The 26,953-nt window shown below is 62.1% G+C and carries 27 protein-coding genes and 1 pseudogene; 16 read left to right on the top strand and 12 right to left on the bottom strand.

The features are described from left to right. Positions 1 to 22: 22 nt before the first annotated feature. Complete coding sequence (locus tag EKO19_RS34280) at positions 23 to 1,945, top strand: NAD(P)-binding protein (protein ID WP_129781928.1); 1,923 nt, start codon at positions 23 to 25, stop codon at positions 1,943 to 1,945. A 72-nt stretch (positions 1,946 to 2,017) separates the two neighbouring features. On the opposite strand, the gene EKO19_RS34275 is transcribed toward EKO19_RS34280, so the two are convergent. After that, a complete protein-coding gene (locus tag EKO19_RS34275) occupies positions 2,018 to 2,455 on the bottom strand; it encodes a winged helix-turn-helix transcriptional regulator (RefSeq protein WP_129782017.1) in 438 nt (145 codons plus the stop codon). 82 nt (positions 2,456 to 2,537) lie between these two features. Between EKO19_RS34275 and EKO19_RS34270 the strand changes: the two genes are divergently transcribed. Beyond that, positions 2,538 to 3,269 carry an SDR family NAD(P)-dependent oxidoreductase gene (locus EKO19_RS34270; protein WP_129781927.1) on the top strand — a complete coding sequence of 244 codons (732 nt, stop codon included), beginning with the start codon at positions 2,538 to 2,540 and terminating at the stop codon, positions 3,267 to 3,269. 477 nt (positions 3,270 to 3,746) lie between these two features. Here EKO19_RS34270 and EKO19_RS34265 read toward each other — a convergent pair whose 3' ends face one another. The 3 genes from EKO19_RS34265 to EKO19_RS34255 form a co-directional block, all read right to left on the bottom strand. After that, positions 3,747 to 4,376: a response regulator transcription factor gene (locus tag EKO19_RS34265; RefSeq protein WP_129781926.1), complete on the bottom strand. Its 630-nt coding sequence runs from the start codon at positions 4,374 to 4,376 to the stop codon at positions 3,747 to 3,749. Positions 4,377 to 4,780: 404 nt separating this feature from the next. Then, a complete protein-coding gene (locus EKO19_RS34260; protein ID WP_129781925.1) occupies positions 4,781 to 5,446 on the bottom strand; it encodes a BON domain-containing protein in 666 nt (221 codons plus the stop codon). Continuing rightward, the gene (locus tag EKO19_RS34255) at positions 5,443 to 5,940 is read right to left on the bottom strand and encodes a CBS domain-containing protein (protein WP_129781924.1); all 498 of its coding nucleotides are present in this window, start codon (positions 5,938 to 5,940) and stop codon (positions 5,443 to 5,445) included. The genes EKO19_RS34260 and EKO19_RS34255 overlap by 4 nt, the downstream gene beginning before the upstream one ends. A gap of 487 nt (positions 5,941 to 6,427) precedes the next feature. Here EKO19_RS34255 and EKO19_RS34250 point away from each other — a divergent pair, with 487 nt between their 5' ends. Then, entirely contained in the window at positions 6,428 to 6,880 is a 453-nt protein-coding gene (locus EKO19_RS34250; protein WP_129781923.1) for a universal stress protein, read from the top strand. A 73-nt stretch (positions 6,881 to 6,953) separates the two neighbouring features. Here EKO19_RS34250 and EKO19_RS38975 read toward each other — a convergent pair. Then, positions 6,954 to 7,179 (bottom strand): annotated as a pseudogene (locus EKO19_RS38975) (hypothetical protein); the annotation flags it as partial. A 172-nt stretch (positions 7,180 to 7,351) separates the two neighbouring features. On the opposite strand from EKO19_RS38975, the gene groL reads away from it, so the two are divergent. The 8 genes from groL (at position 7,352) to EKO19_RS38515 (ending at position 13,697) form a co-directional block, all read left to right on the top strand. Continuing rightward, positions 7,352 to 8,968, top strand: a complete 1,617-nt coding sequence (gene groL / locus EKO19_RS34235) for a chaperonin GroEL (protein ID WP_129781921.1) — start codon at positions 7,352 to 7,354, stop codon at positions 8,966 to 8,968. Between the two features lie 284 nt (positions 8,969 to 9,252). Further along, positions 9,253 to 9,690 carry an Hsp20/alpha crystallin family protein gene (locus EKO19_RS34230; RefSeq protein WP_129781920.1) on the top strand — a complete coding sequence of 146 codons (438 nt, stop codon included), beginning with the start codon at positions 9,253 to 9,255 and terminating at the stop codon, positions 9,688 to 9,690. A gap of 55 nt (positions 9,691 to 9,745) precedes the next feature. Beyond that, positions 9,746 to 10,030, top strand: a complete 285-nt coding sequence (locus tag EKO19_RS34225) for a DUF2934 domain-containing protein (RefSeq protein ID WP_129781919.1) — start codon at positions 9,746 to 9,748, stop codon at positions 10,028 to 10,030. A gap of 30 nt (positions 10,031 to 10,060) precedes the next feature. Next, entirely contained in the window at positions 10,061 to 10,231 is a 171-nt protein-coding gene (locus EKO19_RS38520; RefSeq protein WP_157995572.1) for a hypothetical protein, read from the top strand. A gap of 19 nt (positions 10,232 to 10,250) precedes the next feature. After that, positions 10,251 to 11,249 carry an alpha/beta fold hydrolase gene (locus tag EKO19_RS34220; RefSeq protein ID WP_129781918.1) on the top strand — a complete coding sequence of 333 codons (999 nt, stop codon included), beginning with the start codon at positions 10,251 to 10,253 and terminating at the stop codon, positions 11,247 to 11,249. Then, complete coding sequence (gene glgP, locus EKO19_RS34215) at positions 11,239 to 12,933, top strand: alpha-glucan family phosphorylase (protein WP_129782016.1); 1,695 nt, start codon at positions 11,239 to 11,241, stop codon at positions 12,931 to 12,933. The genes EKO19_RS34220 and glgP overlap by 11 nt, the downstream gene beginning before the upstream one ends. Before the next feature lie 16 nt (positions 12,934 to 12,949). Beyond that, positions 12,950 to 13,465 (top strand): host attachment protein, encoded by a 516-nt coding sequence (locus EKO19_RS34210; protein ID WP_129781917.1) that lies wholly within the window; start codon positions 12,950 to 12,952, stop codon positions 13,463 to 13,465. A 76-nt stretch (positions 13,466 to 13,541) separates the two neighbouring features. Continuing rightward, entirely contained in the window at positions 13,542 to 13,697 is a 156-nt protein-coding gene (locus EKO19_RS38515; RefSeq protein ID WP_157995571.1) for a hypothetical protein, read from the top strand. Here EKO19_RS38515 and EKO19_RS34205 read toward each other — a convergent pair. Both EKO19_RS34205 and EKO19_RS34200 read right to left on the bottom strand, forming a co-directional pair. Then, a complete protein-coding gene (locus EKO19_RS34205; protein ID WP_217705778.1) occupies positions 13,694 to 14,539 on the bottom strand; it encodes a phosphoribosyltransferase in 846 nt (281 codons plus the stop codon). The two genes, EKO19_RS38515 and EKO19_RS34205, sit on opposite strands and share 4 nt — an antisense overlap. A 22-nt stretch (positions 14,540 to 14,561) precedes the next feature. Next, positions 14,562 to 16,103, bottom strand: a complete 1,542-nt coding sequence (locus tag EKO19_RS34200) for a hybrid sensor histidine kinase/response regulator (RefSeq protein WP_129781916.1) — start codon at positions 16,101 to 16,103, stop codon at positions 14,562 to 14,564. Positions 16,104 to 16,451: 348 nt separating this feature from the next. Between EKO19_RS34200 and acsA the strand changes: the two genes are divergently transcribed. From acsA to EKO19_RS34175, 5 genes are read left to right on the top strand one after another with little or no spacing between them, the layout of a single operon-like run. Beyond that, the gene (gene acsA, locus EKO19_RS34195; RefSeq protein ID WP_217705777.1) at positions 16,452 to 18,230 is read left to right on the top strand and encodes an acetate--CoA ligase; all 1,779 of its coding nucleotides are present in this window, start codon (positions 16,452 to 16,454) and stop codon (positions 18,228 to 18,230) included. Beyond that, the gene (pdhA, locus tag EKO19_RS38775; protein ID WP_175597294.1) at positions 18,227 to 19,204 is read left to right on the top strand and encodes a pyruvate dehydrogenase (acetyl-transferring) E1 component subunit alpha; all 978 of its coding nucleotides are present in this window, start codon (positions 18,227 to 18,229) and stop codon (positions 19,202 to 19,204) included. Before acsA ends, pdhA begins: the two co-directional genes overlap by 4 nt. Beyond that, complete coding sequence (locus EKO19_RS34185) at positions 19,201 to 20,205, top strand: alpha-ketoacid dehydrogenase subunit beta (protein ID WP_175597293.1); 1,005 nt, start codon at positions 19,201 to 19,203, stop codon at positions 20,203 to 20,205. Before pdhA ends, EKO19_RS34185 begins: the two co-directional genes overlap by 4 nt. 7 nt (positions 20,206 to 20,212) lie before the next feature. Next, entirely contained in the window at positions 20,213 to 21,412 is a 1,200-nt protein-coding gene (locus EKO19_RS34180; RefSeq protein ID WP_217705776.1) for a dihydrolipoamide acetyltransferase family protein, read from the top strand. Next, positions 21,409 to 21,690, top strand: coding sequence for an acyl carrier protein (locus EKO19_RS34175; RefSeq protein WP_129781911.1), 282 nt, complete (start codon positions 21,409 to 21,411; stop codon positions 21,688 to 21,690). Before EKO19_RS34180 ends, EKO19_RS34175 begins: the two co-directional genes overlap by 4 nt. Here the strand turns inward: EKO19_RS34175 and EKO19_RS34170 are convergent. From EKO19_RS34170 to EKO19_RS34150, 5 genes are all read right to left on the bottom strand, one after another. Further along, positions 21,635 to 22,342: a dienelactone hydrolase family protein gene (locus tag EKO19_RS34170; protein WP_129781910.1), complete on the bottom strand. Its 708-nt coding sequence runs from the start codon at positions 22,340 to 22,342 to the stop codon at positions 21,635 to 21,637. The genes EKO19_RS34175 and EKO19_RS34170 overlap by 56 nt on opposite strands. Next, positions 22,339 to 22,689 carry an HPF/RaiA family ribosome-associated protein gene (locus EKO19_RS34165; RefSeq protein ID WP_129781909.1) on the bottom strand — a complete coding sequence of 117 codons (351 nt, stop codon included), beginning with the start codon at positions 22,687 to 22,689 and terminating at the stop codon, positions 22,339 to 22,341. Before EKO19_RS34165 ends, EKO19_RS34170 begins: the two co-directional genes overlap by 4 nt. 219 nt (positions 22,690 to 22,908) lie before the next feature. Further along, positions 22,909 to 24,513, bottom strand: coding sequence for a GMC family oxidoreductase (locus EKO19_RS34160; protein ID WP_129781908.1), 1,605 nt, complete (start codon positions 24,511 to 24,513; stop codon positions 22,909 to 22,911). Beyond that, positions 24,513 to 25,217 (bottom strand): FFLEELY motif protein, encoded by a 705-nt coding sequence (locus EKO19_RS34155; protein ID WP_129781907.1) that lies wholly within the window; start codon positions 25,215 to 25,217, stop codon positions 24,513 to 24,515. Before EKO19_RS34155 ends, EKO19_RS34160 begins: the two co-directional genes overlap by 1 nt. Next, entirely contained in the window at positions 25,189 to 26,880 is a 1,692-nt protein-coding gene (locus tag EKO19_RS34150; RefSeq protein WP_129781906.1) for an AMP-binding protein, read from the bottom strand. The genes EKO19_RS34155 and EKO19_RS34150 overlap by 29 nt, the downstream gene beginning before the upstream one ends. Positions 26,881 to 26,953 lie beyond the last annotated feature (73 nt).

Below are 26,953 nucleotides of genomic sequence, written 5' to 3'. Positions count from 1 at the left end.
TTGAAATGAGGTCAAGGGGCGCATGGGCAATCGCGATGAGTCTGCGCGACGGCTGGGGTTGGATGAGGCGATCACTCGCCGGGATTTCATCGGGGGCGCGCTGGTGGCCGCCGGATCGGCACTGCCGGGCATACCGACGCTCGCCGGAGCGCAAGGGCTCGATGCGGATTGGGGCGGTTATTCAGGGATTGGCGACTACGCGCGGGCCAACGGCAACACCGCAGCAGTGGTCAACACGGCGCACGCGCTCCGCGATGGCGCTTTCGAAAAGAAACTGGAGCAGGCGCGAGCGGTCGACGACCTCTATGACCTGGTGATCGTCGGCGGTGGTTTCGCCGGCGCGGCAGCGGCCTTGGAGTTCAACGACGCAGGCAGCGGCGGCCGCTGCCTGATGCTGGAGAATCACGCGATCTTCGGAGGCGCGGCGAGGCAGAACGAGATGGAGGTCGATGGCTATCGGCTGGTGGGCCCGCAAGGCTCGCACAACTTTCGCGTGCCGCCGCTAGTCGAGGCGGGCGCAGCCCCCAACCTGGCTCAGGAGATGTGGAGCCGTCTCGGCATTCCAACGGAGTTCTTGCACGCGAGTCCCGCGAACGTTGCGGACGGCGTGCGCATCGCCAACGAATACTACGAGCCCATGATGCGCGATACCGGCGCTGCCATCGGCTATTACTTCGACGCACGAACGCACGGTGAGCGTGGCGGTTGGGTGCGTGACATGTGGTCGGATGAGCTGCAACGGACGCCGCTCGTCGCAGAAACCCGTGCCGACCTGCTTCGCTTGCACAGAAGCGATGCTCACGTCGTCGCCGAGGCGGCCAGCGACGAATGGATGGATCAGCGCAGCTACGCCGAGTTCTTGCGCACGGCCTATGGGGTCGGCGATGCAGGGATGCGCTATGTGGATCCGATCTTGGCGGTGAGCGCATACGGGGTGGGCAGCGACGCCATTTCCGCCTTCGCCGCGAAGCAGTTGACGATGCCGGGCACGGTGAAAGACAAAGCCGCGGCGCTGGGCAATCCATTGGAGGGGTTTCCCGGCGGCAATGCGACGTTGTATCGCTACTTCATCAAAGCGCTGCGGCCGGACGCGATCGAAGGGGGCAAGGACCTGGTGTCGATCGCCACGGGCAAGGTCCGCTTCGACGCGCTCGACAGCCCGACAGCGAAGCTGCGTATTCGGCTGCAGTCCACGGCAGTGGCCGTGCGACACGTGGGCGATCCGCAAACGGCCAGGACCGTCGAGGTGATCTATTCGCGTGACGGACGTTTGCAACGTGTTCGCGCCCGCGCGGTCGTGATGTCCACGGGCTCATGGGTGACGCGACGGATCGTTCGAGATCTTCCCGAGGCTCACGTCGGTGCATTCGCGCAGTTCCACCACGCGCCCATTCTGGTTGCGAACGTGGCGGTCTCGCAGTGGCGCTTCCTGGACAAGCTAGGTGTGTCGGCCGCGCGTTGGTTCGAGGGCTTCGGTTTCTTCACCAACATTCGATCGTCGGTGCGAGTCGGCGAGCGGGCACCGCCGCTCGATCCGAACTATCCAGCGATACTGACGTTCTATCTTGGCTTCCCTCATGCCGGATTGCCGCTGGCGGCGCAGACCGCCGCGGGTAGGGCGCAATTGTTCGGAACGAACTACCGACAGTTCGAGCTGCAGCTTCGCGAGCAGTTGCAAACGATGTTCGCCGCGCAGGGGTTCGATGCGCGACGCGATATCAAAGGCATCATTCTCAATCGTTGGGGACACGCGTTCGTCGCCCCCCAGCCGGGATTCTATTTCGGTCGCGGCGGGCAGCCGGCGCCGAGCTCGATTGCACGCCTGGGATTCGGTCGCATCGCTTTCGGACACTCCGAGTTCAACGGACATCAGAACTGGCGTTGGGCCGCGACTGAAGGTCGACGGGCGGCGAAGCAGGCGATCGCGGCCATTCGGAGCGGGTGAAAGACTCAGAGCGCCGCATCTCCGTGGCGCCCATGATGGATTGGAGCGACAGAAAATAAAGTCGCAGTGGCGTCAGCGACTTACAGCGTCCGAAAAAAGCCCGTCGTCATTTTGCCGGTCCGAACCAGAGTGCGACTCGCTGGCTTGCTGACTGTGTTGGAGGATGGCGTCGCCATGAGCCAGCGCCCACGCGCACAGCGCCTCGAACGGCTGGCGCAGCGAATGGCCAAGCGGAGTGATTGCGTACTCCACGCCGATGGGCGTCGTGGGTAGCACCTTCCGCGTCACCAAGCCGTTGCGCTCCAGGCGCTTCAACGAATCCGCCAGCGCCTTGTGAGTGATGCGCCCGAGGCGTCGTTTGAGCTCGTTGAACCGGGTCGGTTTCGGACACAGCACGATGAGGATCAGGATGGTCCACTTGTCGGCAATCTGATCCAGCACCGGCCGCACCCTCGGCATGTCGCAGAGCGCGCGGTGGGACAACGTCTCGAGGTCGGTATCTTCGACTATATCTAGGCTATTCATGGTGCGTTCTTGAAAGCAGATACATACCGTATATCTAATCTGCCATCGTTGAAACAAGGTGCTGACGATGGCTCGAATGACGAACAAGGTGGCGTTGGTGGTGGGCGGCGCGAAGGGAATCGGTTTTGCCGTGGCCGAGCGCCTGGCCGTCGAAGGTGCGGCAGTATTCCTCACCGGCCGTCGTGCCGATGAGGTTGAGTGGGCAGCGGAGAAGATCGGGCGAGGAGCGCGGGGTCTGGTTGCGGACGCAAGTGTGCCGCGGGATGTAGCGGCAGCCACGGCAACCATATGCACGACACATGGCCGCCTCGATGCGCTAGTCCTGAATGCTGGGATTTCAGAGCCCGCCACGCTCGCCGAGGAGACGCCGGCACACTTCGATCGTCTGTTCTCCGTCAATGTGCGCGGCCCGGTGCTCGGCTTGCAGGCAATCGCCGCTGAGATGAGCGATGGGGGTTCCATCGTGCTGGTTGGGTCGATTGCCGATGTAATGGGCATTCCCTCGTATGGAACTTATGCCGCGACCAAGGCGGCGTTGCGATCCTACGCGCGCACCTGGACAGCCGAGCTGGCGCCGCGAGGCATCCGTGTCAACGTGGTGAGCCCTGGCCCGACCGATACGGCCATGATGGCTGCCACGCCGGAAGAAATGCGTGCGGCGTTGCTGGATCGAATCCCACTGCGCCGCATGGGCCGGCCCGAAGAAATCGCCGCAGCGACGCTGTTCCTGCTCAGCGACGACGCAAGTTACATCGCGGGCGCCGAGCTGTGCGTCGACGGTGGCATGCGCCAGGTGTGATGCCAACGGCAGCAATCCCTGTCAACGCCGATTGAATTTTGACCCACCGGGGCACCCTGCTACTGAGTCTTCACCGCCGCCTTGATTGACCCCGCTTTGCGCTTGTCCTTGAGGCGATAGCCCTTGCCGGCGATCACTACGGTGAGATTTACTTCCAGACTTGCAAGCGAGGTCGCTGCAGTAGCTACTCGGAGTTCGCTAAAATTCAATGAGTACCGATCCGCGGAGGCTCCTAGAGTCTGAGCTACAGCCGACGCCCAGGTATGTGCTACAGCGGAGATTGCCCGTGCCGGGTCGACGATGAGGTCATGCCGAATCGGCAATGAGAGGACTTCGCGCGGTGACGCTCGCGCGAACGGCCAGCAGAGTTGAAGCGCAGGGAAGCAATGAGCGAACTGAATGAGAACTGCAGCGACGTTCAGTCAGGTTGAGCGACGTGACCCACGGTCAGAAAATGCGTGTTGTGTCTGTTTGACTTCAAGCATCGCCCCCGAGCAGCGAATGCATCTTCACCAGGTGCGCGACCGAACGCGCCGCCATCTTCTCCATCACGTTGGCCCGATGAATTTCAACGGTGCGTTCGCTCAACCCAAGGTCGATTGCGATTACTTTGTTTGCACGGCCGTCAACGATAAATTTCATGACTTCCCGCTCACGGGGAGTCAGCGACGCGGCCCGATGGCGCAGGTCCGCATGACGTTCGACGCTGCGGCGGTTCTCGACATCTTGCGCCAGGGCGCGCTTGATCGCGTCGAGCAACTGATCGTCGGGGAAGGGTTTCTGCAGGAAGTCGAAGGCGCCGTCCTTCATTGCCTGCACCGCCATGGGAATATCACCGTGACCGGTGATCAGGATCACCGGAATCATCGAGCCGGTGCGGTTGAGTTGCTGCTGGACTTCCAGGCCGCTCATCTCGGGCATGCGAACGTCGAGCACCACACAGGAGGGATTGGACGGATCATATTTGGCGAGGAATTCGGTCGGGCGCGCGAACGGTGCGGGGGTGTACCCGATCGTGGTCAGCAGCGTGGCCAGCGCGCGGCGCATGCCGTCATCGTCATCGACGACATAGACAATGGGCTTTTTGGCATCTACTGAAGTCGCCATCTGCCTTCTCCTATTTCCAGTGCAGCAGTTTCCAGCGAATTGCGCACTACAGGCAACCTGGATTTCGCGGAACGGCTAGGGGAATCCACCGGTGGTCGCCGCGCGGGGCGCGGGACGAGACTGCTCTCTATCAGGACCAATGCGCGTCCTGTCATCAAGAGGACGCTCGAGGCGACGACGACGGATTCATTCCTTCGGTCCGCGACCAGCATTCGCCTCCTGGCATCGCCTCAACGTCGATGCGACCTCGTAAGATACTTCGATGGTCTGGACACCGAAGAAGCGACTGCGGTGGCCGATTACCTTTCCCGCATGGGAGAACCGGTCAAGGATGGACACAAAATGGCATAGGCGCGCGGATAGGAAGGGGCCGCGCTGCTGCCGGCCCCTCCAGGTGAGTTCTCTCAAAGTGTCACAACGCAGAGATGGTTGTGGACGCTCTTTACGCCGGGCGCAGCCCACGCTGCATTCTCGGCATCGTCTTTTTCATGCCATGAATGCACTTCGCCGGTGAGAGTCACCGTGCTGCCCAGTACATCGACCCTTACCTTGTTCGCATCGATGGCGGCATGCCGCTGATAAGCGCTCTGAATCTTGCTACGAACAATTGTGGGACTGACGGCCGGCACGGACGACGTGATCGAGATGGAATTGGTGATTCCTTTGACACCCCAGAGGCTGCGTACCGCCGACTCAGCAGCGCTCTTCTGGTAACGAAACGCAACGTTTCCCTCCAGCGTGATCCAGCCGTCGCGCACGAGCACTTTTACGTCGTCGGCCGGTACGGCGACGCTCGCTCTGAGCGCATTGACGGCCGATTCGGCAATGTCCGAGTCGGAGCGCTGGTGCGCCATGTTCGGCTTGACCTCGATGTCGTTTGCGACGCCGCGCACGCCGGAAACAGTTTTTGCTGCTTTCTCCGCGGACACCTTGTCGGCGTAGAACGGTACATGTCCGGCCAGTGTCACGACACCCTCTTTGGCCGAGATCACGATGCCGCTGTCGTTGATACTCGGATCCCAGTTCAGTTCGGCCTGGACGTCTTGCTTGAGCTGCTCATCTGTTTTCATGACACGACTCCTGAGCGATGTGGTGGAAAGTGGGGTGCAACGAGCCAACGTCGACTTCTGTTCTCGCGCGTCTGCTCTTTGCTGACGATGGCGGCGAGCGCCGCCGTGTGGTCGGCCAGCACTCGGTACAGGTCATCCAAGGTGACGATGCCCATTACCGCGTCGTTGTCGTCCACAATCGGTAAACGGCGCACCCCATGCGAGCGCATGCGTTCGATGGCCGTGGCGATGTTCTCTGAGCCGGATGCAACCACGAGCGGGACCGCCATGATCTGGCCGACTTGGGTGCGATCCGGGTCCCGGCCTCTGGCAATCACCTGCATCACGATGTCGCGGTCGGTGATGATGCCAACGGGTTCCCGGGTGCCCTCACTATCGTCGGTGACGATGAGGTCCCCAGTGTGATGTTGACGCATGAGTCTGGCGGCCTCCGCAACGCTGATGCCCTTTTGGCAGCAGGCGGCGTCGAGGACGCAGAGTTCGTTCAGTTGCATGGTGAATACCTCCTCGGGTCAGGTCGCCGGAGCCCGCGCCAGCCCGAGCAGAGTAGGGTCGAGCGGCCGGTTGTGCCCGGCCACTTCCGATAGCGGCGTATAGACGATCTCACCGCGACGAATGCCGACGAGGCAGCCGGATTGCCCGCGGCTGGTTTCGAGCGGGGTGCCGGCCTGATGAATGATGCCGCCGACCTCGCGTGGCCCGCCGCGTTCATCCCGGGGGCATCGCCGCCACTCGTCAGGACTGCAACGCGCACCATCGATCGGGCTCCGCGACGTTCGGGTTCGTGGAGTATGGGCGTGTGAAGAAACACAGGAACCCGAGCGTTCCCGAGGGAGGCTACGCGGCGTTCCTTAGCGCGCACCGCAGCGCATGACCCGCGAAAGTGCGTGTCGATTCCGGAGAAGCCCGGGTGCGGCCTCGAATGACTCGCGCCTAGAGTCCATCGAACTAGGTTCATTCGAACCCTTCGGAGTACGCGCCATGTACAGCAGAATCCTGGTCCCAGTCGACGGCAGCAGCTGTTCGCTCAAAGGTTTGACTGAAGCGTTGAAGTTGGCGAGTGCGCCGAAGACACGGGTCAAAGTGATCCACGTCGTCAATGAGTTGATCTCCGAGCCGGCGCTCGCGGCGACCGAATATCACCAGGCACTGATCGAGAGCATGCGAGAAACCGGCAAGGACGTGCTGGCGCAGGCGCAATCGATTGCCCGACTCGCGGATGCGGACGTCGATACCGAATTGTTGGAGACCATCGGTGGACGCGCCTCGGACTGCATCGTCGAAGCGGCGAAGCAGTGGCATGCCGATCTGATAGTCATGGGGACGCACGGCCGCCGCGGCATGTCGCGCCTCACGCTCGGCAGCGATGCGGAGCTGGTCGTCCGTTCGGCGCCCGTTCCCGTTCTATTGGTTCGAGAGCGGACTGACATCTGACAGCCATCCCGGAGCGAAACATGTCGGCCCAGTATCTGGAGAACGTCCGGTTCACACCGGAGGCAGTCTCCTGGCTGGCTTCGAACGTCGGCTGCGTGCCGAGCGCTTCAATTGCGACATCCACGCCGCGTCCGCGTGTGAGTGTCATGATGGACGTCGATCGTGTTGCCGGATTTCCAGCCGTCAATGGGTTTCCAGCCGTGCACCGTGCCGGCGCCGTCCTGAGCGCCGTCGCGGGCAAGGCACGCGTGGCTATGGCCGTTCGGCGTGATGGCTCGGGCGATGATCCTGGTGTTCTCGACAGAACGTGTGCCCACACGAACATCCCGTGGGTGCATGCTGGAAACCCCGCAGATTGTGCCGTGGAGGCAGCAATCCCCGTGAAACCCGCGTTGGATTGCCATGTTTCCCTAAAGGCAACGCGCTGCGCTGGCGGCAGTATCGCTCCGTGCAACTTCATGGAGTCGCCTCATGGCGCACAAACAGATTCTGTTTCAATCCGCGGCGCGCGAGAAGATTCTGCGTGGCTGTACCCAGCTTGCCGACGCAGTACGCATCACGCTGGGGCCGAAATCGAAGTCCGTGCTCATTCAAAAATCATGGGGCGCGCCGATTGTCTGTAACGATGGCGTAACTATCGCGAAGGAAATCGATCTCAAGGATGCGGAAGAGAATCTCGGCGCTCAGATGCTGCGGCAGGCGGCGGAGAGGACCGGCGAGCTGGTTGGCGACGGCACCAGCACCGCGACTATTCTCGCGCACGCCATCTTCTCTGAGGGTCTTCGCAACGTCACCGCCGGTGCGAGCGCGATCGATTTGAAGCGCGGTCTCGATCGAGGCCTGAAGGCCGCGGTCGAGGCATTGCGAGCGCAGTCCAAGCCGGTCTCGAGCCGCAAGGAGAAGGCGCAGATCGCTGCCATCTCTGCGCACAACGACGAAGGAATCGGGGAGCTCGTGGCCGACGCGATGGAGAGGGTGGGCGGTGAGGGCGTGATCACCGTCGAGGAATCCAAGACGACCGAGACCGTGCTCGAGGTGGTGGAGGGCATGCAGTTCGATCGGGGCTATCTGTCTCCATATTTCGTCACCGACACCGAGAACATGGAAGCCGTGCTCGAGGATGCCTCTATCCTGTTGGCCGATCGAAAGATCAATATCATGAAAGATCTGATCCCGCTGTTGGAACAGATCGCGAAGAACGGCCGGCCACTGCTCGTGATCGCCGAGGACATCGAAGGCGAGGCGCTCGCGACGCTGATCGTCAATCAGATTCGAGGGGTGCTGAAAAGCGCCGCCGTGAAGGCGCCGGGTTTCGGCGATCGGCGCAAGGCAATATTGCAAGACATTGCGGTGCTCACCGGGGCGCAGCTGATCGCCGAGGAACTGGGCTTCAAGCTCGAAGATGCGACCATTGAACAGCTGGGTCGTGCGCGACGGGTGGTCATCGATAAAGACAGCACCACATTGATCGGCGGCGCGGGTGAGCGCAAGCAGATCGACAGCCGCATGGCGCAGATTCGCCGGGAGATCGACAAGTCGACCAGCACGTATGACAAGGAAAAGCTCGAGGAGCGGCTCGCGAAACTCGCCGGCGGTGTAGCTGTGATTCGCGTCGGCGCGCCTGCCGAATCGGAAATGAAATCCAAGAAGGACGCATTGGACGATGCCATCAGTGCTACCAAAGCCGCGGTGGCTGAAGGCATCGTTGCCGGCGGCGGGTTGGCGCTGCTGCGTTGTATCCCGGCGGTTGGGGCCGTCGAGGCGCAGTGCGAGGGCGATGAGCGCACCGGCGTTCAGATACTCAAGCGGACGCTCGAGGCGCCCGCGAGACAGATCGCTGTGAATTCGGCCGTCGATGGCGGCGTCGTGGTCAGCAAGATGATCGAGGCCAGATCGAACGTCGGATTCGATGCCGCCCGCAATCGTTACGTGGACCTGTTCGAGGCCGGCATCATCGATCCAACCAAGGTGGTGCGAGTCGCGCTGGAGAATGCCGTCTCGGTGGCGAGCGTGCTTCTGCTCACCGAGGCGACCATGACCGAGATCCCTGTGGAGAAGAAATCGCCGGTACCGGAGATGGAAGTCTGAAGTCCGCAGGGGTTACGGCCTTCCGCGACGCCACTGCGCAGACTCATCGCGCGCCTGCCTTCTCATGGGGCCGCCATGGTGGTGATCTCAAGGACACGAGTGTCGCAATGCGCGAGCGGACCGTACTCGGGGATCTGCGGAGCCGGTGCGGGCAGTCGCGTTGCTCAGCCACTGCGCCGCAGAGATCCCGTAACGACTAGGGCGTTCCCCGAATGGCGATTGCGCCGTGGCATGTCAAACATTTCATCCGCCCGTCACTGAAAATTCTTTATCGGAGATGCGACATGAACATTACCCGCTGGGAACCTTTTCGCGAAGTCGAAGATATGTTTCGGCAATATTCACCGTTCCTCTCGCGTGCGATGCGCCGCTTCGAGGGCGATGAGAGCAAGTGGCGCCCGGTCGCGGATATCACCGAGACCGACGCCGAGTACGTCATCAAGGCCGAGCTGCCCGAAGTGAAGAAGGAGGACGTCAATGTCACCTTCGAGCATGGCTTGCTGACCATCTCCGGCGAGCGTCGTCAGGAGAAGAAACAAAAGAACCAGAACGAGATTCGCGTGGAGAGCTTCTATGGCTCTTTCTCGCGCAGTTTCTCGCTGCCCGACAATGTCGATGCCAAGAACATCCGCGCCGAGTCCAGGGACGGCGTGCTCAAGGTCAGCGTCCCGAAGACGACGCCGACCAAGCCCGAGCAGCCAATTTCCATCGAGGTGAAATGATCATCGCTGTCGGCAGGCGGCTCGTGCGCCTGCCGATGAGCCAAGAGGTGATGTCATGAGCTCACAACCCAAAGGCCTTCATCCGCCCAAGCCCGGCGCGTCCGCGCCAAAGGTCACACCGCGCAGGAACCAGCGCGTCGATCACGCGGAAATTGTCCGTATGGCTGAGTCGGAGGCGGCGGGCCGCGCCACCAATCGGCACAACATGATCGCATTGGCGGCTTATTTCCGCGCGCAAGAACGTGGGTTCGAGCCCGGTCATGAGCTGGAAGATTGGGTCGCTGCCGAAACCGAGTTCGTGCACGACCTGCAGGTCAGTGCCGCGATATCGGAAGGGTAAGTCTCCGAGTCCACTCCACGAGGAAGGATCATGAACCCGATCCGCAACATCCTGGTCATCGTCGATCCGACCGCGAAACAGCAGCCGGCCGTTGCCAAAGGTGCGCCGCTCGCTGAGAAACTTGCGGCGCGATTGGATCTGTTCATCTGTGACACGAAGGCCGCTCGGGACATCCGCTACGCGGAGCTGGTCGTCTTATAACTCATCCGAAGGGCGCCGAATGTTCTCTCGAAAGTCGCTTGCCGTCGCCGGTGCCGCCGCAGTGGGCTTGCTTGCGGGAACGAGCTATCGACGCTTCCAGCAGGAGCTTCGCACCGCACGGCTTCGGGTGGGTAACGGCAGTTGCGTTGCGGAGACCGCGCACGGGCGTATCGAGTACGCACAGGAGGGTGAGGGCGAATCGATCCTCGTAGTGCACGGCGCGGGCGGTGGCTTCGATCAGGGATTGTTGTTCTCTCGCGGTCTCGCGCAACGTGGCTTCAAGATTACGTCGGTGTCCCGATTCGGCTACTTGCGTACGCCTCTGCCGGAGGACGCCTCGCCGCAAGCCCAGGCGGACGCACACGCGGACTTGCTCGATACACTGGGGATTCGTAACACGGTCATCATCGGCGCATCGGCCGGCGCGCCCTCTGCGATGCAGTTCGCACTTCGCCATCCGGAACGTTGCAGCGGATTGGTGTTGCTCGTGCCGCTGACCTGGGCGCCGGGCGACGCGCTGCGTTCGGTGCACAGGCCGGCGCGTCTTGCCGAGGTGATGCTTCGTTGGCTGGTCGCCTCGGATCCCATCTACTGGCTGGGTTTGCGCATAGCACGCGATCTGATCATCGGGACGGTGCTGGGCACTCCGCCCGCTCTCGTGAAAGCGGCGGATCAGAACGAGCAAATCCGTATCAACGAGGTGCTGTACAGCGTTCTGCCGTTGAGCAGTCGCGCAGCCGGGTTGCGCAACGACGCTCGCGTGGCGCAGGCGCTTGATCGCTACGACCTCGAAAGCATACGAGTACGAACGTTGGTCGTCGCTCTTCGCGATGATTTGTACGGAATGTTCGCAGGCGCGCATTACTCGGCCGAGCATATCCATGGAGCCCAGTTCATTTCCTATGACCGCGGCGGTCACTTGTGGGTCGGCCATCAGGACACGCTGATGAAGGCCGTGGCGTCGTTTGCCCATGGGTGTTCACAAAGCGAACGCAGTGAGTCCGGCGATGGTCGATGAATTCATCTACGAGCCTCGCGTGGCGTATTTTTCCATGGAAATCGCGCTTCGCAACGAGATTCCGACCTATGCGGGCGGTCTCGGCATCCTGGCGGGCGATACGATGAGATCGGCGGCCGATCTCGGGCTGCCGATGGTGGCGGTCAGCCTGGTGAGTCGCGCCGGCTATTTCCATCAGCAGCTTGACATTCAAGGCCGACAGGTCGATCAGCCAGATCCTTGGGAGCCCTCGATGTGGGCGCGCTCGCTCGAAGCGAAGGTCGCCGTGCCGATCGAGCGACGGCTGGTCTGGATCAGTGCGTGGCTGTATGTGCTCGAAAGCCAGTGGGGCACGCGCCAGCCGGTGCTGTTGCTCGATACGGACCTGCCGGAGAACGCGCCTGAAGATCGGCAGATCACTCACTGTTTGTACGGCGGCGACGAGGCGTATCGGCTCAAGCAGGAAATCGTGCTGGGGATCGGTGGGGTACGGCTGCTACACGCCCTTGGCTTCGAGGTCCGTCAGTACCACATGAACGAGGGTCACAGCGCCTTGCTGGGTGTCGAGCTGCTGCGACGGAATGCGTATTCGCCAGAGGACCTGCGGCCGGGAGATTCTCACTACGACATCCCTGTCGTGCGCGACCAGTGTCGGTTCACGACGCACACCCCCGTCGAGGCCGGCCATGATCGCTTCAGTTATGAGCTCGTGGCTCGAACCTTGGGAGCCGACTTCATCGAGCTCGACACGCTCAAGCATCTGGCGGGCGAGGGCGATCTGAACATGACGCGCCTCGCGCTCAACTTGAGCGAGTACGTGAACGGCGTCGCCGAAAGGCATGCCGAGATCTCCAGAAAGATGTTTCCGGGCTATCGGGTTCATGCGATCACCAATGGCGTCCACCCGTTCACGTGGACCAGTGAGAGTCTGCGTCAGCTATACAACCAGTACATCCCGAGCTGGTGCCATGAGCCGGAACTGCTCGTGCGGGCCGACGGGGCGATACCCGATGCGCAGTTGTGGAACGCCCATGTGCAAGCGAAACAGCAACTGCTCGACTACATTCGGTCGAGCACGGGGGCTGCGCTGGATGCGCGAGTGCCGCTGCTCGGCTTCGCACGGCGCATGACTGCGTATAAGCGGCCGGACTTGCTGTTCAACGACCTGCAACGGCTCAAAGCGATCGGGCTCCGCCACCCGTTTGCCGTCGTCATGGCTGGCAAGGCGCATCCGCACGACGAGGGAGGCAAACGTTTGATCGAAATAGTTCACGGCTGCCTGCAAGGTATCGGCGACGTGATCCAGGCAGTTTATCTGCCGAATTACGACTTCGCATTGGCACGGCTGCTGGTCGCCGGCTCGGATGTGTGGTTGAACACGCCGTTGCCTCCCTTGGAGGCATCGGGGACGAGCGGCATGAAGGCCGCATTCAACGGCGTGCCAAATCTGTCGGTGCTCGATGGGTGGTGGGTGGAGGGCTGTATCGAGGGAGCGACGGGCTGGGCGGTACAGAGCACGGGCGTCGCCGACAACGATGCGCATTCGCTGTACGAGAAGCTGCAGGAATCGGTCTTGCCGTTGTACTACGCGGAAGACCGCTCGGGCTGGATCAAAGTCATGAAGGGTGCGATCAGCAAGAACGCATCCTATTTCAACAGTCACCGCATGATGCGCCGGTACGCAACCGAGGCGTACCTGCGCTGAGGCGGAGGAGGGCGATATGATTCATGCGATCGTGGCGGACACACGGCGTCTGCGAGTCTTCGAAGCCGTGGCTGACCGAGCACCGCTGGAGCTGGCGGTGTTCGCCAATCCCGCCGGCGGCAAACCAGAGCGCGAACTGGTGAGCGATCGCCCGGGGCGCGTCATCAACTCGGCGTCGGGCGCGCACCAGGCGCTGCAAGGTCATACCCCGGCTCGTGAGCATGCCCTGCAATCGTGGCTGAAGGACATCGCTCGCCCGATCCGCGAGTTGCTCGATGCACGAGACAGCACGGGGCTGATCTTGTTTGCCTCGCCTCGATTGCTGCCGATGCTGAGGCAATGCTTGCCGGCGTCGGCGCAACGATTGATCCACAAACAAGTGACATTGGATCTGGCGCGTCAGCCCAGCGGTGCGCTCAGAAAGCGCATCGAGCCGGCGCTGCGAATCGCCGAGAAGGAACTTTCGAAGCCCGAGGTGAGCTATCGTTCGCACCGGGTCCGGAAACGGGGGGCTCGCGCCGCTTTGGCATGAGCGCCGTTGCGAGGGAAAAATTCATGGGCGTCACGGACGAGCGCAGTGCCCGGCAGCTCTGATAGAAATCGAGCGAGTGCCGCGAGAACCCATCGCCGGACAGCTGGTTCGTGCGAAGATTCTGGCGTGGCACGTTCTGGATCCAACGGTTGCATCGCTCACGCCGTGGGCCGGCAAGGCGCACGGCTATATTGCGTTGGCCGAGCGATATGCGAGAAGCGCTTTGACCTAGTGCTCCGCGTGCGCGATTCGTTGAGGCCGGCCGCGAGACTGAGCGATGAGGGCGGTAACCTCGCTATCGTCGGTCTGCTCGAAATCCCGATACCAATCGGCAACCGATTGAAAGAAATCGGGCTGCAGAGCGCACACGACCTCATCCGCTTCTGCGCTCAATTGCGTGACCGCGTCGCTGGACGCAACTGGAACGGCGGCGATCACGCGCGCGGCCCCGAACTTTCGTGCCGCTCTGATCGCCGCTCGCATCGATGCGCCGGTGGCTGCGCCATCGTCTACGAGAATGACCGCGCGACGCTTGATGTCGAGTGGTAGCCGGCCATTGCGATAGAGGTTCTCGCGGTGTTGCAGCTCCTGGTTCTGATGCTGCAGTTCGGCCCGGAGTTGGACGGGATCGCAAAGCAGTGAGGCGAGGTCTTCATTCAGAACGGAGATGCCGCCCGACGCGATGGCGCCGACCGCAAGTTCCGGTTGGCCAGGAGCCCGCAGCTTGCGCACCACCATCACGTCCAGCGGCAAGTTCAACCTCTTTGACACTTCGAAGGCGACGGGAACGCCACCGCGGGGTAGTCCCAGTACGATCGCATCCTCGCGTTCGCGGTATGCCGTGAGCAGATCGGCGAGCGTCCGGCCCGCATCGGTTCGGTTGCTGAAGTCATTCATGGCTGCCAATTCCGGGAATGATTCTCTCCATGTACGCCGCTCGTGGGGGCCGCGCTCTCCGAGAATGTCCGGGGTCAGCCGTGGATCTTCCGGAAATAGAACATCCGTTGTGGGAAAACGCGTGGATGTCTCGGGAATTTCCGGGATGTGGACGATCGGCGCGGACCGCGCGCCCATGGGCGCGTCTGAAGCGCCGAGCTCACGTCGCGCGGTGCGTATTCAGCAGCTCTCCTATCAGCGTCAACAACTCCTCCGCATCGACCGGTTTGCTCGCCAGGCGCAACTGTCGATCGGCGGGCAGCTTACGCATGGCGCTGGACGTATCTCCGGTCACCAGGATGGCTGGAATGTTTCGGGCAAGTTGCTCGCGAACGCCGGAGATGACATTCAAGCCAGTCTGGTCTTCCTTGAGATGGTAGTCACTGACCAGCAAATCGATGTCGGGATGCTCTCGACCTCGCAGCAGAGCTTCCTCGCGGCTGCTGGCGGGGATGACTTGGTATCCCTCCAGTTCGAGCAGCAGTCGAGTTGCCCGTAGCACGCTGGGTTCGTCCTCGGTGACCAGGATTTTGCCGCTCTGTGCGTGCCTCGTCAGATGATTGCCAGAGGCGGGCGTGTCGACCGGGCAGTCCGATTTCACAGCCTCGGCGCGGGGCAGCTGCAGTGTGAAAGTCGAGCCCTTGCCGACTTCCGACTGCACGTGGATCCGCAGGCCGAGCAGCTTCGCGATTCGCTGCACGATCGCAAGTCCGAGACCGTAGCCTTCACGCGTGGTGTTCCTCGCAACGCCCACCTGGAAGAATTCATCGAAGATGTAAGCCTGCTGGTCGGCCGGAATGCCTACACCGGTGTCGCAGATTTCGATCTGCATGCCGCTCCCCAGCGGGGTCGCCCGAAGCGTGACTGTTCCCGCGCGCGTGTACTTGATGGCGTTGGAGATCAGATTGCGCAACAACTGTTCGAGCAGGGACTGATCCGTGCACGTGCTCAGATCAGTCTGCTCGACGACCAGCGCCAGACCTTTGGATCGAGCGGCCGTCGAGAATTCCGTGCTGAGCAGTTCGAACAGCTGACGGACTGGAAATTGCGAGGGCTGCGGGTTGACTGCCCCCGATTCGAGCTTGCTGATATCGAGCAATGCGCTCAGCAAACGCTTCATCGCATCGATCGCCAGCCCCTGCTGAGCGAGCACTTCGCGTCCGTTGGGATGCATGTCCACACGGCACAGCGTGCCATGCAACATCGAGAGGGCCTGCAAAGGTTGACGCAGATCGTGACTGGCCGTTGCCAGAAAACGACTCTTGCTCAGATTGGCTCGATCCGCCTCTTCGCGAGCCTGATCGGCCGCTTCGCGGGCGTGGATCAGTTCCTGCTCTACTCGCTTGCGATCGGTGACATCTCGGATGGCGGCTGCGGCCAAGCCGTCACGCAATGGACTGAGGCTGATTTCCAGGGGGAACTCGCTGCCATCCATGCGCCGCCCCAGCAATTCGAAACCGGCACCCATGGGACGTGTGCGAGGATCCTGCGCGAAGTTGCGACGGTGATGGGCGTGTCGTGTACGCAACCTGTCCGGCAACAGCAGATCCACACTGCGGTTGACGATGTCCTCTCGCTCGTACCCGAATACGTGAGTTACACGCTGATTTGCATAAAGAATCTGACCGGATGCGTCCACGATGAGCATGGCGTCCGGCGCGAACTCGACCAGATCGGCAAGCAGTTGCTGGTGAAACGTCATCGGCCCGTCCTCTACGGCGACGGCTTCGTGCGAAAGAGGCACTCGCCGGCTCGATTCGCAAGCGCCTCTCGGGCTTCGCTTGGCGCCATTCGCGCGCACGGAGGTGCCGGCGGGCGTGGGTAACACTTGAATGCAAATAGTACATCCCCAGCCAGATGTATCAAACGTCGTTTACACAGGTTAATCAGTTCGTCATGAAGCGGCGCATCCGTGGGGCGGGGAAGATTTCCGCCGAAAACTGCGGCTGGTCCAGTGACGCGACTTCCCCGGAAGGCTTCCGCGAAGTTCCGCATGGGATCGCGCAGGCTCGCGCGTGACAGTAAGCGCAGGTCGAGCGGAGGAATCACTGTGCAACCTGCAAAGACCACGCTGGCGCGATTCAGCCCGATAGAGAAGTCCCTACGCACGGTGCGTGCGGCAAATTTGTGGGACTACGAGGCGATGTGCCGGCATTTCTCGTGGGACCAACTGCGCGCCGACCTGTTCGATCGTAGCGACGACAAGATGAATATCGCCATGGTCGCAATCGACGGGCATGCCAAGCTCACGCCGAACAAGCCGGCAGTGCGCTTTGTCGACGCGGAGTTCACTCGCACCGAGCTGACTTACGGAGAGTTGCTTCGAAGCGCGAATCGCTTCGCCAATTTATTGCGGCTGGTCGCTATCGAGCCAGGAGCCGTCGTCGCATCGTTGCTGGGCCGCTGCCCCGAGTTGTATTCGACGGTGCTGGGTACCCTCAAGTGCGGTGCCATTTTCGCGCCGTTATTCGCCGCGTTCGGCCCTGAGCCCATTCGTTCGAGACTCGAGCTCGCTGGTGCGCGGGTGCTGGTGACGACCCAGCATCTTTACGAGCGCAAGGTCGCACCAATACGAAGCACTTTGCCCACGTTACGGCACATATTTATCGTTCGTGAGGTGGCCGAGGGAGAACTTCCCCATGGCACGCAAGATCTCACGCAAGCGATGTCGGGGCTGTCGGAGACATTTGAAACCGTGCCTCTGAGCGCGGACACACCCGCGTTGTTGCATTTCACGAGCGGCACGACCGGCAAGCCCAAGGGCGTAGTTCACGTTCACGATGCGATCGTCGCTCACCACGCGAGCGCGCGGCTCGCGCTCGATCTGCATCCCCAAGATGTGTTCTGGTGCACGGCCGATCCGGGATGGGTGACCGGGATCTCCTATGGAGTCCTGGCGCCGTTGAGTTGTGGCGTGACGTTGCTGGTCGATCGCGAGGAACTGGACGTCGAACGCTGGTATCGACTGCTCGCGGAGAACGAAGTGAACGTTTGGTACACGGCGCCCACGGCCATTCGCATGCTGATGAAAGCGGGCTTGGAGCCCGTCAAGCGGCACACCTACCCGGCACTTCGTTTGATCGCCAGCGTTGGCGAGCCGCTCAATCCCGAGGCGGTGATGTGGGGCATGGGAGCCTTCGGCATGCCCGTTCACGACACTTGGTGGCAGACAGAGACCGGCGCCATCATGATCGCAAACTTTCTGTCACAAACGGTATGGCCAGGCGCGATGGGCCGCCCGATGCCGGGTGTTCACGCGGAGATCGGCCGCCGGCGCGACGACGGCACGGTCGAGATACTGGCGCCGAACGAAGTCGGCGAGATCGTGTTGCGGCCGGGCTGGCCCTCGATGTTCAGCGGCTATCTGAACAACGAGCAGCGCTATCAGGAGAGCTTCACGAACGGCTGGTATTTCTCGGGCGACCAGGCGTACCGGGACGAGCACGGCTACTTCTGGTTCATCGGTCGTACCGATGACGTCATCAAGTCCTCGGGCCACCTGATCAGCCCCTTTGAAGTCGAATGCGCGTTGAACTTGCATCCGGCGGTCATGCAATCGGCGGTCATTGGCTTGCCGGACCCCGTGGCGGGCCAGGTGGTCCAGGCCATCGTCGAGCTGCGGCCGGATTATGCCGGCGACGACGAGCTGCGACGTTCCATCATGGCGCATGCCCGCCGGTCGCTTGGCGCCGCGATTGCGCCGCGTGGTATCGATTTCGTCGTCTCATTGCCACGAACTCGTAGCGGCAAAATCATGCGCCGTTTGCTGCGAGTACGCGCATTGGGGTTGCCGGAAGGCGATCTTTCGACGTTGGAGCCGAGCGCATGACTCTGCTGCCGACACGCGAGCACGCCTTACATCTGCTATCGGAGATGTTGCGCATCCGATGCTTCGAGGACCGCTGCGCCGAGCTATATAGCGCCGGCAAGATCCGGGGTTTCTTGCATCTGTATAACGGCGAGGAAGGGGTCGCCGTCGGTGTGATGCAGGCATTGCGACCCGAGGACGACATTGCTGGCACGTATCGTGAGCACGGGCATGCGATCGCGCGAGGCATCCCGATGCGTTCGCTCATGGCCGAGCTGTACGGAAAGCTCGAAGGTTGTTGTCGCGGTCGCGGTGGGTCGATGCACATCTTCGATCGAGAGCGCCGCTTCTTCGGCGGCAATGCCATCGTTGGCGGCGGTCTGCCGCTGGCCGTCGGGCTGGGGCTCGGTGAGCGTCTCATGGGACGTGATGCCATCGCCGCCTGTTTCTTCGGTGAAGGCGCCGTGGCCGAAGGCGAGTTTCATGAATCGATGAATCTTGCCTCGCTATGGCATCTGCCGGTGCTGTTCATCTGCGAGAACAACCAGTACGCCATGGGCACCGCTTGGTCGCGATCCGAGGCGGAAACGGATCTGATCGCGAAGCTCTGCGGCTATCACATGCGTGCCGAGAGCGTCGACGGCATGGATGTGCTGGCAGTCGAAGATCGAGCGCGCGAGCTGGCGGAGTACGTTCGTCACCAGCGCATGCCCGCGTTCCTCGAAGCGCGGACCTATCGATTCCGGGCCCATTCCATGTACGACCCGCAACTCTATCGCAGCAAGGCGGAGGTCGAGGACTGGGAGAACAAAGGTCCGCTCATCGGCCTGACGCAGCGTTTGAAGGCCGAGAACCTGATGGCGGAGGAGGATTTCATTCGCCTGCAACGGATGGCGAACGAAGAGGTCGACGATGCGGTGAGCTTTGCCGAGCAAGGCTCACTGGAACGGGTGGAAGAGCTCACACGCTTCACATACGCGGAGCAAACGGCATGAGCGCACTTCCCCAAACCGCTCGAGCGATCACCTATCGTGAGGCTCTGAGGCAAGGCCTGCGATCGGTATTGCTCAATGATCCGGATGTGTTCCTGATCGGTGAGGACATCGGCAAATACGGCGGCTGCTTTGCAGTGACCAAGGGATTGCTAGAGGAGTTCGGCGAAGCGCGGATCCGCGACGCGCCGCTTTCGGAGTCTGCGTTCGTGGGCGCCGGTATCGGTGCGGCATTGGCCGGCATGCGCCCAGTGGTTGAGATCATGACCGTGAATTTCAGCCTGCTCGCGCTCGATCAGATATTGAATACGGCGGCCACGTTGAGCCACATGTCGGGCGGGCAGTGCCCGGTCCCGCTGATCATCCGCATGGCCACGGGCGCGGGGCGGCAAGTCGCCGCTCAGCATTCGCACAGCCTGGAGGGTTGGTACAGCCACATTCCGGGCCTGCGCATCGTGACCCCGGCGACCATCGATGACGCCGCCGGGATGCTTCGTGCCGCGCTCGAGTTTCGCGACCCGGTGATCATTTTCGAGCACATGAATCTGTACAACGTGCAAGGCGAGCTGAGTGTCGATGCGGCGAGCATCAATATCGAGCGCGCGGCGATTCGGCGTGCCGGCCAAGATATCTCCCTGATTACTTACGGCGCGTCGCTCTACAAATGTCTCACCGCAGCCGAGCAGCTGTCGGCTCAGGGTATCGAGGCGGAAGTCATCGATCTGCGCGTCCTGCGTCCGCTGGATGAAAAAACATTCATCCAGTCGGTGCGCAGGACCCGGCGCGCGCTCATTGTCGATGAGGGTTGGCGCAGCGTCGGGCTCGCGGCGGAAGTCGGCATGCGCATCATGGAGCAGGCGTTCTACGATCTCGACGCCCCGGTCGAACGGGTTTGCGGCGTCGAAGTGCCCGTTCCCTATGCCAAGCACATGGAAGAGGCTGCGTTGCCTCGAGTCGAGCAGATCGTGACGCTGGCCGCTTCGATGGTGAAGCATGTCGGGTGAATTTCGCATGCCTTCGCTCGGTCCCGACATGGAGGCCGGGACCCTGGTGCAATGGCGCGTGAAGCCTGGGGATGCCGTCAAGCGCGGCGATATCGTCGCCTTGGTCGAAACGGAGAAAGGCATCATCGATGTCGAGATCTTCTCGGACGGCGTCGTGGACCAACTGCTGGTGCCGGAAGGCACGCATGTGGCGGTCGGTACGTTGCTCGCGCAGTTGAACGGGGGCGCGACTCGCACCCGACAAGTCATCGAAGTCGGCAAACCCTCGGAGGCACCGCAGCCGCTGGCGCGGTCGGCGCCTGTGCCGGCAACGCACGCCGCGACGAGTACAACACCGACGACAACGATCGTGCCGCCGACGATCAGCTCTGTACCGTCGCCGGAGGCTCATCGGCGCAAAGTCTCGCCGGCCGCTCGCGCGCGCGCCCGTGAGCTCGGCGTCGATCTCGAGCGGGTCACTGGCACCGGCATGGGCGCGGCGATCACGATCGAGGATGTGGTGCGAGCGGCACAGACGGTGGACAAGCCTGGGATCGCCGAACCGGCGCATGACATGCGTCAGATCATTGCCCGCGCGATGTCTCGCTCCAAACGTGAAATTCCTCACTACTACCTGTCGCTGACCTGCAGCTTCGCGAAGGCACGTGCTTTTCTGGACCGGTACAACGCCAGGGTCGATATCGAATCGCGGTTGTTGCCGTCCTGCGTGCTGCTCAAGGCGGTCGCACAGGCCGCAAAGGCGATGCCGGAATTCAATGGCTTCTACAAAGACGATGCATTCCAGGCAGCCAGCGACGTTCATCTCGGCGTGGCGATCGCCATGCGCGGCGGGCGGCTCGTCGCGCCGGCCCTTCTGAATGCGGACCAGAAATCGCTCGCTGCATTGATGATCGATCTGCGCGATCTCGCCACAAGAGTCCGCGCCGGCCACATGCGCTCGAGCGAGTTATCGATGCCAACCCTCACCGTCACGAGCTTCGCGGAGGAGGACGTGGATTCCGTCATCCCCGTGATCTATCCACCGCAAGTCGCGATCGTCGGGGTCGGCGCCATTCGCGAGCGGCCGTGGGTGGTCGAGGGGCAGGTGAGGGCGGAGCTCACTGTGCCGATTTCCCTGGCCGCCGATCATCGGGTCACCGACGGCCGCGCGGGCACGCGCTTTCTTGCGACCATTCGCAATGCTCTGCAAGCACCGGAGCAATTATGAATACTCCCACGATCGAGCAACAGATACTGAACGCGTTCCTGCAGGTCGCTCCGGACGTCGATCCGGCGAAGTTGAAGCCCGAGATCCCGTTTCGCGATCAGTTCGACTTCGATTCGATGGACACGTTGAACTTCGCGATCGGCCTGCACCAACAGTTCGGGATCGACGTACCCGAGACGCAATATCGAGAACTTGCGAGCCTGGCGAAGACCGCTGCGTTCGTCAGGTCCGCGCTTCAGCAGGACGGAAAGCGCTCGACCGGTCCGGCGGCAACCTGATCAGGTACTTCGTGAACCAGCCCAGCGCATGCTGGGAGACTTGCTCGAGCGCGCGCGGCTCCTCGAACAAGTGAGTTGCACCGTCGATGATGACCAGTCGCAGCGGGGCGAACATTCGGTACGAAGCGTAGCGGTTGAGTTCGAGAACTGTCGTGTCCAGGCTGCCGACGATCATCAGCGTCGGCGCGCGTACGAGCTTGAGCGACTCACCCGCAAGGTCGGGCCTGCCGCCCCGGCAGACGATTGCCGCCACGCGTTCCGGTTGCTCGGAGGCGCCGACCAGCGCCGCGGCCGCACCGGTGCTTGCTCCGAACAAGCCGACAGGCAGCTCGGCAAGTGGCGCCTGGCTTCCCAGCCAATCGATCGTCGCGATCACTCGCCTGGCCAGCAGTGGAATGTCGAAGCGAAGCTCGCGCGTGATCGCGTCGGTCTGCTCCTCGCATGCCGTCAACAAATCCATGAGCAGCGTCGCAAAGCCGGCTTGGGTCAGAGCGCGTGCGACCTGATGGTTGCGTGTGCTGAAGCGACTGCTGCCGCTGCCGTGTACGAAGACGATCATGCCCCGAGGTTCGGGCGGCGTGCGCAGAAAGCCTTTCAGACAAGCATCCTGGTCGATCTGGAATTCGACCTCGGTGGGAAGGTTGGCATTCATGGCGGGCTCTGGGTAGGGTGAATTCTGGTCTTTCCTCGCTCCTGTTCGTGCAGCAGGCGCTTGACGCGATCGAAGCCGTCGCGGATGGCGACATAGACATCCTCATGTTCCGCGCGTTCGGCGTGGCCGGTATGAAAGGCGATTTCCCGACCTGGGATCGTCAGGTCGATGGTCACGTCGAAAGGCGCGCCGTGTCGTCGGTGCGCCGGCGGCGCCTCGATGATCACGTGACACCCGATGATGTCTTCGTGAAAGCGTTCGAGGCGCTCGAGGTGCTCGCGGACTCGGGCTTCGACGGCGGCAGACGGCTCCATGTGCCGAAAAGAAATTCGCAACGGCGTTTGCATCTTCGGTCCTCTTGAGTGCTCGTGCTCGTATGTTTCCTCGCTTCGGGTCGGTATCGAATAGGAACATCCACGCGCTGTCTCGGTATGACCCCGGAGAGTGTTCGCCGGGTCGATTACACGCTGACGATCAGGTCGTTCTTCACTTCCGTGACGCCCGAGGCATCGCCTGCGGCTTTCTCCACGTCCTCACGTTCGCAGCAGCCAATCCAGGATCGGTCTTCATGACTTGTCTGCGTCGGTGAGGATGAGGTGCGCGGCCTTTTCGGCGATCATGATGGTGGGCGCGTTGGTGTTGCCGCTGACGATCTTCGGCATCACGGAGGCGTCGATGACGCGCAGCCCGGAAATGCCCCGGACACGCAACCTCTCGTCCACGACCGCGCTCGAGTCGGTACCCATCCGACAAGTGCCGGCCGGGTGATAGACGGTTTCCGCCTTGTGGCGAATGAAGCGGGTGAGCTGTGCGTCGCTGCCGTCGTTGATGCCGGGAAAGACTTCCTCACCACGTAACTCATCAAACGCAGGCGAGCGTAGAATATCCCGGGACAGACGCAATGCTTCCAGCATCGCCTGCAGATCGCGCGAGTCCTGCAGATAATTGGCAAAGATCAGCGGCGCGTCGGCGGGACTGTTCGAACGCAATCGGATTCGTCCACGACTGCGAGGGTGGAGATGACAGGCGTGCAGCGTGTAGCCGTGGCCCGGCAGGCGATTGCGTCCATGATCGTCGAGCTGTGCCGGCACGAAGTGCATCTGTATGTCCGGCCGGTCGAGCGCGGCTTGGGAGCTGCAGGCAAACGCTCCAGCTTCCGCGATGTTCGACAGGCCGGGGCCATGGTGCTTCAGCCAGTACCGCAACAGCACTTGCAATTCCTGCCGCCGATTGAAGTCGTAGGTGATCGGCCGCCTGCACTTGTGGAGCGTGCATACGTCCAAATGATCCTGCAGGTTCTCGCCGATCGACGGTTGATCGACGACCACGTCCAGTCCGTGACCGCGCAAGTGGTCCGCTGGACCGATGCCGGATAGCATCAAAACCTGCGGTGAATTGATCGTGCCGGCGCTCAACAACACTTCGCCGTCGCAGTAGGCGATGTGGCGTTTGGCACCGACGCGATATGCCACGCCGACCGCCCGGTGATGGCTGATCAACACACGTTCGACCAACGCATGCGTTCGCATGCTCAGGTTCGGGCGCTGGCGCGCGACTTCGAGATAGCCGCTGGCGGCGCTACAACGTCGCCCCCGGCGCTGAGTCACCTGGTAGTAACCGGCGCCTTCCTGACGTTTGCCGTTGAAATCGTGATTGAGCGGCAGTCCGCTCGACACTGCCGCCGCCAGGAACGTATCCGTGAGCGGATTGCGATAGCGCAGATCTTCGACGGAAATCGGGCCATTGCTGCCGTGATACGCGGATTCACCGTGCTGATACCGCTCGGATTTGCGGAAGAACGGCAGGACGTCGTCGTAGCTCCAACCCACGGCACCATTGCGAGCCCAGTCGTCATAGTCTTGAGGCTGACCTCGGATGTAACACATCGCGTTGATCGAGCTGCAGCCGCCGAGAACCTTGCCGCGCGGCCAATACAAACGGCGATTTTCCAGTTCGGGTTCCGGCTCGGTGTAGTAGTTCCAGTTGATGCGACGGTTGTGTACGAGCTGCGCCAGCCCCGCCGGCATGTGAATGAAGGGATTCAGATCGCGACCGCCGGCTTCGAGCAGGAGTACCCGGCGATACGATTGTGCGGAGAGCCGACGAGCCAGCACGCACCCCGCGGAACCCGCGCCGATGATGATGAAGTCGTAGCTGGAGTGGGCTGACATCACGGGCTCACGGACGGCTTGTGGAAGCGGAAGGGATCGGCGACTCCCTGGATGAGTCGCCGCATGAGATCCGTCTCGCGCCGCGCGATGATCCGTAACAGCGCACTGGCACCGTTCATCTGCTTGAACGCCCGGAAGCCGCGTTCCAGAAACCGATGCAAATCCGTCACCCCCAGCACGCGGGCTGGCACTCGGGCGACGCGTAAGGCCGCGCCGAGCGCAGGAATCTCGATCAAGGCATCGAGATCGCGGCCTGCTGCAAGGATCAGCGCAATCTGTCGGCGGCGATCTTCGTATCGGCCAGCGGTGCGATACGCTGCGGGATAGGTGTCAAAGTCGGCCGGCGCGCCTTGCAAGGCTTCAAGGACGGCAATATCGAGCGCCTGGGTGAGTAACTCCAGCTCCAGAGCGCGACTGAGCGCGTGGAGCGCCCGGCTGGGCAAGAGCCGAGCCCATTGATCCAGGACCTTGCGCAAGCCCTGATCCCGGCCGGTATGAGCGTGCGGACCGTAGAGATCGGCGACGAAGAACTCCAGTGCGGCTCGATATCTCGGCTGCGCCGCATAGTCGGTATAGGTCCACCGCAAGCGCTCGACTTGCAAGCGTTGTAGTGCTCGCAGGCGCTCGCGCCGCTGCGGATCGCGATCGATCTGCGCGCGGTGGCGTGCGATGGACTCAATGATCAGCTGTGCCGGTTGCGCCATGGGAGTCCTTGCCTGCATCTTCCAACAGAGCCCGGCGCAGGATCTTGCCGATGTTGGTCTTCGGCAGGGTTGCGCGAAACTCGATGTACTTCGGTACCTTGTACGCGGTCAATCGGGCGCGACAGAACTCGATGATCTGTTCCGTGCTCAGCTCCGTCTGAGTCACGACAAACGCCTTGACAGCCTGACCCGAGCGATCGTCGGGCACGCCGATGCAGCCTGCCTCGACGATCGCATCGTGCATGGTCAGCACCGCCTCGATCTCGTTCGGGAACACTTTGAAGCCGGACACGATGATCATGTCCTTTTTGCGATCCACGATGTGAACGAAGCCCTCGTCATCCACAGTGGCGATATCGCCGGTGCGCAGCCAACCTTCCCGATCGAGCGCCTGGGCCGTTTCCGATGGCATGTTCCAGTAGCCGCACATGACCTGCGGGCCGCGAACATGGAGTTCACCGGCTTGCCCGGACGGGACTTCATTTCCGTCCTCACGAATGGAAATCTCCGTGGATGGCAATGGCACGCCCACGCTACCGAGCCGTGACGCTCCCGGCAGATTGCAGGCGACGACAGGCGACGATTCGGTCAGCCCATAGCCTTCGATGAGCGCGTTGCCTGTCAGCTTTTGCCAGCGCGCGGCGACGTCTGGATGCAGGGCCATGCCGCCGGCAACGCTCAGCTTCAGCTTCGAGAAGTTCACGTGCGCGAAGCGGGGATGTTCCAGCAGCGCGTTATACAGCGTGTTGACGCCGGAGATGATCGTGAAGGGCCACCGTGCCAACTCCGCGACGAAGCTGGGGATGTCGCGTGGATTGGTGATGAGTACGTTCAACCCACCGTGCTTGAAGAACGTCAGGCAATTGCAGGTCAGACAGAACACGTGATAAAGCGGCAGCGGCGTGATGATGATCTCGGCACCGTCGAGGATGTACGAGCGCCACAGCGTCGACACCTGCTCCAGGTTGGCCATCAGATTGTGATGCGATAGCATCGCGCCCTTGGCTACGCCAGTCGTACCGCCGGTGTACTGCAGGAACGCGAGATCGTCGGCGACGGTCAGCGGCGGCGCGAACGGCAGGCGTGCGCCGGCCTCCAGCGTCTGGCGAAACGGCACGGCGCCTGGTATGTGGAAATCTGGGACCAGATGCTTCAAATGACGGGCGGCCCAGCTGAGGACGACACCCTTGGGAAATCGCAGCACGTCGCCGAGCTCGGTCGTGATGACGATACGAATGTTCGTATTGGGCAGCACTCGCTCGACGACGTGCGCGAAGTTCGCAAGCACGACGATGCACGTTGCGCCTGAGTCACGCAGCTGATGCTCGAGCTCGCGGGGTGTGTACAGCGGGTTCGTGTTCACTACGACGAGTCCCGCGCGTAGCGCGCCGAACATCGCGATGGGATACTGCAGGACATTCGGCAGCATCAGAGCAATGCGCTCGCCGACGTGAAATCCTTGCGCGATCAGCCAGGCGGCGAAGGCGCGCGAGCGTTGTTCGAGCTCTGCGTAGGTCAGCGTCGTCCCGTAGTTGTGGAATGCGGGCCGATCCTTGAAGCGTGCACAACTGGATATAAACATCTCGACCAGGGTGGCGCGTTGGTCGAGCTCGATCTCGGCGGGCGTGCCGGGTGGATAGTGCTTCAGCCATGGCTTGTTCATCGCGAGCCCCTGAACCTGCGATCGACGGGCTACAAGATATTGCCTTAGCGGAGCCGGGCGCGTCGTGACCCTC

The organism is Peristeroidobacter soli, assembly GCF_004138485.1.
Taxonomy (GTDB): domain Bacteria; phylum Pseudomonadota; class Gammaproteobacteria; order Steroidobacterales; family Steroidobacteraceae; genus Steroidobacter; species Steroidobacter soli.
The sequence above is the reverse complement of the archived record's forward strand: the minus strand, read 5'-3'. Positions and strand labels throughout refer to the sequence as shown.

Excerpts from the sequence above, each read along its gene's own strand:
- EKO19_RS34170 (WP_129781910.1), bottom strand. The coding sequence starts at position 22,342 with ATGAATGCCAACCTTCCCACCGAGGTCGAATTCCAGATCGACCAGGAT.
- EKO19_RS34205 (WP_217705778.1), bottom strand. The coding sequence starts at position 14,539 with ATGGGCGCGCGGTCCGCGCCGATCGTCCACATCCCGGAAATTCCCGAG.
- EKO19_RS34175 (WP_129781911.1), top strand. The coding sequence starts at position 21,409 with ATGAATACTCCCACGATCGAGCAACAGATACTGAACGCGTTCCTGCAG.
- glgP (WP_129782016.1), top strand. The coding sequence starts at position 11,239 with ATGGTCGATGAATTCATCTACGAGCCTCGCGTGGCGTATTTTTCCATG.
- EKO19_RS34180 (WP_217705776.1), top strand. The coding sequence starts at position 20,213 with ATGCCTTCGCTCGGTCCCGACATGGAGGCCGGGACCCTGGTGCAATGG.
- EKO19_RS34185 (WP_175597293.1), top strand. The coding sequence starts at position 19,201 with ATGAGCGCACTTCCCCAAACCGCTCGAGCGATCACCTATCGTGAGGCT.
- EKO19_RS34200 (WP_129781916.1), bottom strand. The coding sequence starts at position 16,103 with ATGACGTTTCACCAGCAACTGCTTGCCGATCTGGTCGAGTTCGCGCCG.
- groL (WP_129781921.1), top strand. The coding sequence starts at position 7,352 with ATGGCGCACAAACAGATTCTGTTTCAATCCGCGGCGCGCGAGAAGATT.
- EKO19_RS34255 (WP_129781924.1), bottom strand. The coding sequence starts at position 5,940 with ATGCAACTGAACGAACTCTGCGTCCTCGACGCCGCCTGCTGCCAAAAG.
- EKO19_RS34220 (WP_129781918.1), top strand. The coding sequence starts at position 10,251 with ATGTTCTCTCGAAAGTCGCTTGCCGTCGCCGGTGCCGCCGCAGTGGGC.
- EKO19_RS34270 (WP_129781927.1), top strand. The coding sequence starts at position 2,538 with ATGGCTCGAATGACGAACAAGGTGGCGTTGGTGGTGGGCGGCGCGAAG.
- EKO19_RS34280 (WP_129781928.1), top strand. The coding sequence starts at position 23 with ATGGGCAATCGCGATGAGTCTGCGCGACGGCTGGGGTTGGATGAGGCG.
- EKO19_RS34160 (WP_129781908.1), bottom strand. The coding sequence starts at position 24,513 with ATGTCAGCCCACTCCAGCTACGACTTCATCATCATCGGCGCGGGTTCC.
- EKO19_RS34210 (WP_129781917.1), top strand. The coding sequence starts at position 12,950 with ATGATTCATGCGATCGTGGCGGACACACGGCGTCTGCGAGTCTTCGAA.
- EKO19_RS34260 (WP_129781925.1), bottom strand. The coding sequence starts at position 5,446 with ATGAAAACAGATGAGCAGCTCAAGCAAGACGTCCAGGCCGAACTGAAC.
- EKO19_RS38520 (WP_157995572.1), top strand. The coding sequence starts at position 10,061 with ATGAACCCGATCCGCAACATCCTGGTCATCGTCGATCCGACCGCGAAA.
- EKO19_RS34250 (WP_129781923.1), top strand. The coding sequence starts at position 6,428 with ATGTACAGCAGAATCCTGGTCCCAGTCGACGGCAGCAGCTGTTCGCTC.
- pdhA (WP_175597294.1), top strand. The coding sequence starts at position 18,227 with ATGACTCTGCTGCCGACACGCGAGCACGCCTTACATCTGCTATCGGAG.
- EKO19_RS34150 (WP_129781906.1), bottom strand. The coding sequence starts at position 26,880 with ATGAACAAGCCATGGCTGAAGCACTATCCACCCGGCACGCCCGCCGAG.
- EKO19_RS34230 (WP_129781920.1), top strand. The coding sequence starts at position 9,253 with ATGAACATTACCCGCTGGGAACCTTTTCGCGAAGTCGAAGATATGTTT.
- EKO19_RS34165 (WP_129781909.1), bottom strand. The coding sequence starts at position 22,689 with ATGCAAACGCCGTTGCGAATTTCTTTTCGGCACATGGAGCCGTCTGCC.
- EKO19_RS34155 (WP_129781907.1), bottom strand. The coding sequence starts at position 25,217 with ATGGCGCAACCGGCACAGCTGATCATTGAGTCCATCGCACGCCACCGC.
- EKO19_RS34225 (WP_129781919.1), top strand. The coding sequence starts at position 9,746 with ATGAGCTCACAACCCAAAGGCCTTCATCCGCCCAAGCCCGGCGCGTCC.
- EKO19_RS34265 (WP_129781926.1), bottom strand. The coding sequence starts at position 4,376 with ATGGCGACTTCAGTAGATGCCAAAAAGCCCATTGTCTATGTCGTCGAT.